An 8,520-nucleotide genomic window follows, 5' to 3' on the forward strand; every position below is an offset into this window, starting at 1 on the left:
TCACGTTCAACGACTTTATCCAGGCAATCCACCGTCTGCAGCGCTTCCAGCAGCCTGAGCAGGTACGCATCGACGTTATCTATAGCGAGGCCGAGCGCGAAGTGCTGCGCACCTTGCAGCAGAAGTGGGCGCAACACGAGGAGATGGTTCAGAAAATGACCGAGATCATCAAGCAATACGGCCTCAACCAGCTGGCCATGCAAGAAACGCTGGCCCGCGCCATCGGCGTGGAGCGGATCGAGGTGCGCGGTGAGCGTTTCGCCGTTGCGAATAATGACTGCGTAGCCGAGGCGCGCATTCAGCCAGAGAACAGCAAGGATCTGATTGTCACCTCGATCCCGTTCGCCAACCACTATGAATACACGCCGAGTTACAACGATTTCGGCCACACCGAGAGCAATGAGCACTTCTGGGCGCAGATGGATTTCCTGACGCCCGAGCTGCTGCGCATCCTCAAGCCAGGCCGGTTGTACTGCTGCCACGTTAAAGACCGCATCCTGTTCGGCAATGTCACCGGTGCCGGCGCCCCGACCGTCAGCCCATTCCACGCCGAGGCGATCTTCCACGCGCAAAAGCACGGCTTCGACTATATGGGCATGATCACGGTGGTTACCGATGTGGTACGCGAGAACAACCAGACCTACCGCCTGGGCTGGTCGGAGCAGTGCAAAGACGGTACCAAGATGGGCGTCGGTTCGCCAGAGTATGTGTTGCTATTCCGCAAGCCGCAGACTGACCGCAGCCGAGGCTATGCCGATGTGCCGGTGGTCAAGAGCAAGGAGCAATACACCCGGGCACGCTGGCAGGTTGACGCGCACGCCTTCTGGCGGAGCAGTGGCAATCGCATGCTGACGGCAGACGAAATGGCAGGCTACGGCCCGGCCAAGCTGGCGCAAATGTTCACCGACCATAGCCTCGCCAATGTCTATGACTTCGACTTTCATGTCCGAATCGGCCAAGAGCTGGAAGCCCGCAGCGCGCTGCCATCGACCTTCATGAGCCTGGCGCCCGGCAGTCACCACCCGGATGTATGGCATGACGTGGTGCGCATGCGCACGCTTAACGGCGACCAAGCCAAGCGGGCGGTCGAGCAGCATGTCTGCCCACTTCAGTTCGATATCGTCGATCGGCTGATCGAGCGCTACAGCAACCCGGATGAAGAGGTCTACGACCCGTTCCACGGACTCGGCACAGTAGGCGTGCGCGCCATCAAGCTGGGCCGCCGTGCCAGCGGCAGCGAGCTGAACCCGGCCTACTTCATGGATCAGGTGCATTACCTGAAGGCGGCAGAGGCCGAATTCACCATGCCGACGCTGTTCGACTTTGAGCAGGAGAGGGCGGCAGCATGATTGCGCAGACGATGGGAATACAGGATGCAGCAAGCTACCTGCGTATCCATGCGAATTCCGTGCTTAAGCTGGCGCAAACAGGCGAACTGCGTGGCGCCAAAATCGGCAAGGAATGGGTGTTTCTGGCTTCCGATGTTGAGCGTTACCTGGGTGCGCAAGTGGAAAAGCAAACGTCTGATCGACGCGGTGCAACGATGCCGCCGCCTCAGGCGGAAGACCGGCCAAGGGCGGTAAGCCGGGGCCGGCGTAGGAAGCACATTCTTTGACGCAGGGCGGCTACCAAAGCCGCTCTGCCAAATTGCTGCCGCGCAGATTGGCATAGCGCGACAGCATGCGAATATCCTTGTGCCCTGTGATTTTTGAAATCTCCAAGTCAGACAAGTTGGTGCGTTCGTATAGCCGGCTAGTTGCCTCATGCCGTAGATCGTGAAAGTGAATATCACCACAGCCCGCAGCATCAAACACACGACCAAACAGGCCAGACAATTTGCTGGTCATTTTCTCTAAATCAGCCCTGCTGGCTGATCCATTCCACCACGGGAATAGCCGGCCGTTATCGAAACTAAAGCCGGCCATCCCGCGCGTACTCTGTTGCACATGCGCTTGGTACCGAGCTAGTGCTGTCAGCGCTACTGACGACATTGGCACCTGACGCTTGTCGCCATTCTTGGTCTTGTCGAGGAATATCGTTCGCTTGTCTATTTGCACTTGGTCGACGTCCAGGGTCGCCATTTCTCGCAGCCGCATTCCCGATTCCAGCGCCAGATCAAATAAGAATTCCAGTGCTGCTTGATATTGAAGTTCAAATGCCCGTTCGCGCTTATGTGGTTTACCGCCAGCCAGAATGCGGCGCACTTCAGTTTCTTCGGCCATTTCAAGCCGTCTGTCTCGGGCAATATCATCTTTAGCCACGCCGCCATTTTGGACAGCAAGCGCAGTGTCGGTGTCGTTATATGTCGCGTAACGCTTCGGCAGCATGCGCAGTGGATTGGCTTTTAAGTCATCGGGCCGCTTACGGATATACCAATCAAGGCAGCGAGCCAGGGCTCCTACATATTTTCGAATGGTTGACGGCGCCAAGTTCCATTCGCGCTTCATTTTAGTCACCCAGCTATCCGCCCATTCGCCATTAAGCGAAGCCAATGGCAATTTAGTGAATGGTTCGTCCAATAGGGTATTTAGCTGGCGTTGATCGTCGAGTGTGATCGTTTGCGTGAGCATGTAATCACGAATGACGGCGCCAACCAAATCCTGCCGAGCGCGTTTGTCATCGCGCTCGGCCAGCTCGGTCGGAACAATACCCTTGTCGAGCATCGCCTCGATCTCCTTGGCGCGGAGTAGGGCGGATTCGTATTCGTCGGGATACACCGTCCAGTAGAGCGGCTTAGGGAGCAGACCCTTGCGGGTGATGCGGAACTCGAACGTGCCATTCGGCTTCTCGCGGACAGTTGCCATGATTCCTCCGTGTCTGATTGCTGTTTGTGCAATTCGATTATACGGACAGGAAGTGGCGAAACCACTGTGGTCGGAGTGGTTTGGACTGTTTTAAGGTGGTTGCGAGTGGGATTTGAATGCCGGAAAACAAAAACGGGCCTTGGTTAGAGGCCCGTAAGTGCTTGTTCTTACTAAGAATTTCTGGAGGCGCGAGCCGGAGTCGAACCGACCTACACGGATTTGCAATCCGGTGCATAACCGCTTTGCTATCGCGCCGTAGCCACACAGTAGCGTGACCTTAGACGAAAAAGGGAAAGTATTCACTTTCCCTTTTTGCCAAATTCTGGAGCGGGAGAAGAGTCTCGAACTCTCGACCTATACCTTGGCAAGGTATCGCTCTACCAACTGAGCTACTCCCGCATATTCGGTAACACATTCTGCAAGCAATTTGGAGCGGGAGAAGAGTCTCGAACTCTCGACCTATACCTTGGCAAGGTATCGCTCTACCAACTGAGCTACTCCCGCTTCGTTTTGCTTTGCTTCGTGTGTTGCGAAGAGCCGCCATTATAGACATCGAAGTTTTCGTGTCAAGCAAGTTTCTGCAATTTTTTGCAGGTAGTCAGTGATATTTCGATAAGTTGTTGATTCCTAATGAGTGGATCTGCCGTTCAGTGCTGCTCTGGCAAGCAGTGTGGCTGCAGGGTGCGGATAGTCGGAGCCCTATTGTTGATGCCGGCTCGCGCTGCGCCACCGACTGCACACCTTTTTGCATGAAAGGTCATCTAGACGTCACGACCTTGTCACACAGCCTGACTACAGTCTGCGCCCATCGCTTCACCTCTTTCCCTTACTTGGAGTTCTTCATGCAAGTTCGCACTCTGTTGAAGCCCTTGGCCCTGATGGCTGCGCTGCTGGCCGGGTTTGCCCATGCCGACACCACGCTGACCGTGTATACCGCGCTGGAAGCCGATCAGCTCAAGGCTTATCAGGAACAGTTCGAAAAGGATGTCCCCGAGGTCAAGATCAAGTGGGTGCGCGAATCGACCGGCGTGATCACCGCCAAGCTGCTGGCCGAGAAAGCCAATCCGCAGGCCGATGTGGTGATGGGTGTGGCCGCCAGCTCGCTCCTGGTGCTGGAAAAGGAAGGCATGTTGCAGGCCTATGCGCCCAAGGGCGTGGAAAAGCTGTCGCGCCAGTATGTGGATAGCGCCACGCCGCCGAGCTGGGTCGGCATGGATGTGTGGGGCGCCACGGTGTGCTTCAACACGGTGGAAGCAGCCAAGCAGGGCCTGAAGAAGCCGGAAAGCTGGCGCGACCTGACCAAGCCTGAGTACAAGGGCAAGATCGTGATGCCGAACCCGGCTTCGAGCGGCACCGGCTATTTCGATGTCACAGCCTGGCTGGGCCTGATGGGCGAGAAGGAAGGCTGGGCCTATATGGACAAGCTGCACGACAACATCGCCCAGTACACCCATTCCGGTTCCAAGCCGTGCAAGCAGGCAGCGGCAGGCGAATTCCCGATCGGTATCTCGTTTGAATACCGCGCCGCCAAGCTCAAGGACGGTGGCGCACCGATCGATCTGGTGTTCCCGAAGGAGGGCCTTGGCTGGGATCTGGAAGCCACCGCCATCATGAAGGGCAGCAAGAATATGGATGCGGCCAGGAAGCTGGCTGACTGGTCGGCCAGCAAGGGCGCCAATGAGCTGTATGAAAAGAACTTCGCCATTGTTGCCTACCCCGGCGTCGCCAAGCCCAATGCCCATATCCCGGCCAATTACGAGCAGATGCTGGTCAAGCAGGATCTGAAATGGTCGGCCGCCAATCGCGACCGCATCCTGGCCGAATGGACCCGTCGTTACGACGGCAAGTCGGAAAAGAAGTGATCACAGGCCTGACTGATCGTGCATCAGTCAATGCCGGAACGCCATAAGCGGGCGTTCCGGCTTGTTGCAATGTTTGGCGCCGGCAAGCGTGGCGCCTTGCCGCTGAGTGCGCGGGCAATGGTTGGCAAGGTCAAAGAGAGGGTGAAGCGTAATGGCGCTGACGCTAGACAATATCGAGCAGCTGTTTGGCGATGCGGGCACTCGCCTGTATGGCGGCGAGGCGGTGAGCCAGCGCGAGCATGGCTTGCAGGCGGCCTGGCTGGCCGAGCAGGCTGGTGCCGATGATGCCTTGGTGGTGGCCTGTCTGCTGCACGACCTTGGCCATATGCTGTTCGAGCAGGCCGACGATGCGTTGGCGGCCGGCAGCGACGATTTGCACCAATACCGCATCCTGCCGTTTTTGCGTGGCTTGCTGCCTGATGCGGTGGTGGAGCCGATCGGCCTGCATGTCGAGGCCAAGCGCTATTTATGCCTGAGCGAGCCCGGCTATCACGCCGCACTATCGCCAGCTTCGCAGCTGAGCCTGCAGCTGCAAGGTGGCCCCATGCAGGCGACCGAGGCGGCGCGCTTCGAGCAGAACCCCTATGCCAAGGCGGCCATTGCATTGCGGCGTCACGATGACGCCGCCAAGGTGCCTGGCCTGAGTACCCCAGACTTTGCCTACTTTCTGCCGCGCCTGGCGGCACTGGCCGGAGCGCAAGCGTGAGCAAACCTCAAGAACTCCCGGTGGATATCGCCGCAGCCAAGCCGGTAGCGGCTGCCGACTGGCTGCGTTTTGCTGGCATCAGCAAGCGTTTTGGCAGCTTTACCGCGCTCAATGGCGTGGATCTGAATGTGCGCAAGGGTGAGTTTGTCTGCCTGCTCGGGCCATCCGGCTGCGGCAAGACCACCTTGCTGCGCATTCTGGCCGGGCTGGAAAGCCAGGACGGCGGCACGCTTAGCCTGGCCGGGCACGATATCGGCCACCTGCCGCCGGCCAAGCGTGACTATGGCATCGTGTTTCAAAGCTATGCGCTGTTCCCCAACCTCACCGTGGCCGGCATTATCGGCTATGGCTTGCGCACCGGCCGGGCGGCGCGCGATCAGCGGGTACGCGAGTTGCTGGCCCTGGTCGGCCTGCCGGGCAGCGAGGACAAATACCCGGCGCAGCTGTCGGGCGGCCAGCAGCAGCGGGTAGCACTGGCGCGGGCGCTGGCGACTTCGCCCAGCCTGTTGCTGCTGGACGAACCCTTGTCGGCACTCGATGCCAAGGTGCGCGAGCACCTGCGGCGTGAATTGCGCACCCTGCAGCAAAAACTCGGCGTCACCACCCTGATGGTGACCCATGATCAGGAAGAAGCGCTGGCGCTGGCCGATACCATTGCGGTGATGAACCAGGGCCGCATCGAGCAGGTCGGCACGCCCGAGCAGATTTACCGGCAGCCGGCCAGCCGCTTCGTGGCGGAATTCGTCGGCAAGGCCAACTGGCTCCCGGTGCAGGTGGGGGAGGACCGGGTGGCCCGCATCAATGAGGTGCCGTTGATGTTCGACGTGCCCGGCAGCGGCGCCGCCGTGCTGTTCTGCCGACCGGAAGATGTGTGTGTCGATGCGCACTGGTCGCCGGCCACACCCTTGATGGCCTATGTGGAGCGGGTCGATTTTCTCGGCAATGTGCGCCGCGCCACCCTGAGCCTGAGCGCCGCCCGCCATATCAGCCTGCTGGCCGATATGGCCCCGCATGATCCGGGCCTGGTCAATCTGGTACCGGGCCAGCTGGTGCCGATCCGCCTGCCGGCCGAGCGGCTGCGCCTGTTTGCCGGTGTGGGGCTGTGATGGCGATCTCTCTCCTGTTGCGCGGTCCCGTGCCCGGACCGACCCTCGCAGCCGACCAGCGCCTGGCGCAGCTGCTGGCTTGGCTGCTGGCCGGCGTGCTGCTGGTATTCATCGGCTGGCCGCTAGCCAGCATCCTGCTCAAAGCCGGGCAAGATCGCTCCGGCGCCTTTGTCGGCCTGGCCAATCTGATCGAGCTGGCCAGCGAGGCGCGGCTGCATGAGGCGCTGTACAACAGCCTGTCGCTGGCCCTGCTGACCACCGCCCTGGTGCTGCCGCTGGCACTGATGTTTGCCTTTGCCCTGACCCGCTCGCGCCTGCCGGCACGGCCACTGCTGCGCATGGTGGCCTTGTCGCCGCTGCTGGCGCCTTCGCTGATGCCGGCCATTTCATTGGTCTATCTGTTCGGCAATCAGGGCTTGCTCAAGCCCTTGCTTGGCGGTACCAGCATCTACGGGCCACTTGGCATTGTGATGGGCGAGTTCTTTTACACCTTTCCCCATGCCTTGCTGATCCTCGGCACCGCGCTGGCGGTGGCCGATGCGCGGCTCTACGAGGCGGCCGATACCCTGGGCGCCAGCAAGCTGCGCCGTTTTTTCACCATTACCTTGCCCAATATCCGTTACGGCCTGGTGTCGGCGGCCATGGTGGTGTTCACCCTGGTGGTGACCGACTTCGGCGTGCCCAAGGTGATCGGCGGCCAGACCAATGTACTGGCGCTGGAAGCCTACAAACAGGTGATCGGCCAGCAGAATTTCGGCAAGGGCGCGGTCATTGGTCTGGTTTTGCTGCTGCCGGCCTTGCTCAGCTTTGTGCTGGAGCGGCGCGTGGCACGCGGCCATGGCGCCAGCTTCAGTGGCCGCTCGGTGGCCTTTGTCGCGCCGCGCAATCGCTGGCGCGATGGCTTGCTCGGCGCTGCCTGTGCGGCCATCGCGGTATTCCTGCTGGCCTTGCTGCTGGTGGCGGTGGCGGCGGCATTCATGGCGCAATGGCCGTACCAGATGCATGCCACCTTGGCGCATTTTGACTTTGACAATGTCGACGGTGGCGGCTGGCTGGCCTTTCGCAATAGTGTCACCCTGGCCAGCCTGACGGCGTTGGGCGGGGCGGCGGTGCTGTTCGTCGGCAGCTATCTGGTGCAGAAGACGCCGGTGCCGCGTCTGGCGCTGAACCTGTTGCATGGTCTGGCGATGCTGCCGATGGCGGTGCCGGGCCTGGTACTGGGGCTGGGCTATATCTTTTGCTTCAACGCAGCAGGCAATCCGCTGCATGGGCTTTACGGCAGCATGGCCATCCTGGTGCTGGCCACCATTGCGCATTTTTACACCACCCCCTATCTGACCCTGACTACTGCCCTGCGCCAGATCGACCCGGAGGTGGAGGCGGTAAGCCAGAGCCTGTGCCGGCCGTGGTGGACCAGCTTCTGGCGGGTGAGCCTGCCGATCAGCCTGCCCGCCCTGCTCGATGTGTTGCGCTATTTGTTCGTATCGGCGATGACCACGGTGAGCTGCGTCATCTTTCTGCACACCCCCGATACGGTGCTGGCCTCGCTGGCGGTGCTGAATATGGACGACGCCGGCGATACCGCTGCCGCTGCCGCCATGGCTACGCTGATTGTTGCCACCTCGCTGGCCGCCACGCTCTTGATCAATGCCATGAGCGGCTGGCTGCAGCGCCGCACCCAAGCCTGGCGTCAGCCGAGCCGCTAACTAAGTCCGCCATGATTGCACCGCGACTTGCCACCCTGAACCTCTACTCCCCAGCCCGCTCCGGCATGGGGGAGTGGAGGGCGCCCTGCGTTTTACCCATACCGTTCACTGGATGTAGACACCATGCGTGACCCGATACTGCTCACCCCCGGCCCCCTCACCACCAGCCTTGCCACCAAGACCGCCATGCTCAACGACTGGGGCAGCTGGGATGCCGATTTCAATGCCCTGACCGCCGATGTCTGTGCCCGGCTGGTGGCGCTGATCGATGGTGGCGACGAATACGCCTGCGTGCCGCTGCAAGGCTCCGGCACTTTTGCGGTGGAGGCGGCAATT

The 8,520-nt window shown here is 60.5% G+C and carries 7 protein-coding genes, 3 tRNA genes and 1 pseudogene; 7 read left to right on the plus strand and 4 right to left on the minus strand.

What is annotated here, in order from left to right:
• Together ACE3OH_RS15790 and ACE3OH_RS15795 are read left to right on the plus strand one after the other, a co-directional pair.
• On the plus strand, positions 1–1,349 hold a 1,349-nt coding region (locus ACE3OH_RS15790; protein ID WP_374355015.1), incomplete at its 5' end, for a DNA methyltransferase.
• Entirely contained in the window at positions 1,346–1,615 is a 270-nt protein-coding gene (locus tag ACE3OH_RS15795; RefSeq protein WP_374355018.1) for a helix-turn-helix domain-containing protein, read from the plus strand. The genes ACE3OH_RS15790 and ACE3OH_RS15795, both read left to right, overlap by 4 nt.
• 10 nt (positions 1,616–1,625) lie before the next feature.
• Here ACE3OH_RS15795 and ACE3OH_RS15800 read toward each other — a convergent pair whose 3' ends face one another.
• From ACE3OH_RS15800 to ACE3OH_RS15815, 4 genes are all read right to left on the minus strand, one after another.
• Positions 1,626–2,804: a site-specific integrase gene (locus tag ACE3OH_RS15800; protein WP_374355022.1), complete on the minus strand. Its 1,179-nt coding sequence runs from the start codon at positions 2,802–2,804 to the stop codon at positions 1,626–1,628.
• Positions 2,805–2,985: 181 nt separating this feature from the next.
• Positions 2,986–3,059: transfer RNA gene (locus ACE3OH_RS15805), tRNA-Cys, on the minus strand.
• A 68-nt stretch (positions 3,060–3,127) separates the two neighbouring features.
• Positions 3,128–3,203: transfer RNA gene (locus ACE3OH_RS15810), tRNA-Gly, on the minus strand.
• Positions 3,204–3,232: 29 nt separating this feature from the next.
• A tRNA-Gly gene (locus ACE3OH_RS15815) sits at positions 3,233–3,308 on the minus strand.
• A gap of 338 nt (positions 3,309–3,646) precedes the next feature.
• On the opposite strand from ACE3OH_RS15815, the gene ACE3OH_RS15820 reads away from it, so the two are divergent.
• From ACE3OH_RS15820 to ACE3OH_RS15840, 5 genes and pseudogenes are all read left to right on the plus strand, one after another.
• Positions 3,647–4,666 (plus strand): putative 2-aminoethylphosphonate ABC transporter substrate-binding protein, encoded by a 1,020-nt coding sequence (locus ACE3OH_RS15820; RefSeq protein WP_374355026.1) that lies wholly within the window; start codon positions 3,647–3,649, stop codon positions 4,664–4,666.
• A 151-nt stretch (positions 4,667–4,817) separates the two neighbouring features.
• Positions 4,818–5,372: a phosphonate degradation HD-domain oxygenase gene (locus tag ACE3OH_RS15825; protein WP_374355029.1), complete on the plus strand. Its 555-nt coding sequence runs from the start codon at positions 4,818–4,820 to the stop codon at positions 5,370–5,372.
• A complete protein-coding gene (locus tag ACE3OH_RS15830; RefSeq protein ID WP_374355032.1) occupies positions 5,369–6,478 on the plus strand; it encodes a putative 2-aminoethylphosphonate ABC transporter ATP-binding protein in 1,110 nt (369 codons plus the stop codon). Before ACE3OH_RS15825 ends, ACE3OH_RS15830 begins: the two co-directional genes overlap by 4 nt.
• Complete coding sequence (locus ACE3OH_RS15835) at positions 6,478–8,184, plus strand: putative 2-aminoethylphosphonate ABC transporter permease subunit (RefSeq protein ID WP_374355035.1); 1,707 nt, start codon at positions 6,478–6,480, stop codon at positions 8,182–8,184. Before ACE3OH_RS15830 ends, ACE3OH_RS15835 begins: the two co-directional genes overlap by 1 nt.
• Positions 8,185–8,307: 123 nt before the next feature.
• Positions 8,308–8,520, plus strand: a pseudogene (locus tag ACE3OH_RS15840) (2-aminoethylphosphonate--pyruvate transaminase); the annotation flags it as partial.

The organism is Chitinimonas sp. (assembly GCF_041904975.1).
GTDB lineage: Bacteria > Pseudomonadota > Gammaproteobacteria > Burkholderiales > Chitinimonadaceae > Chitinimonas.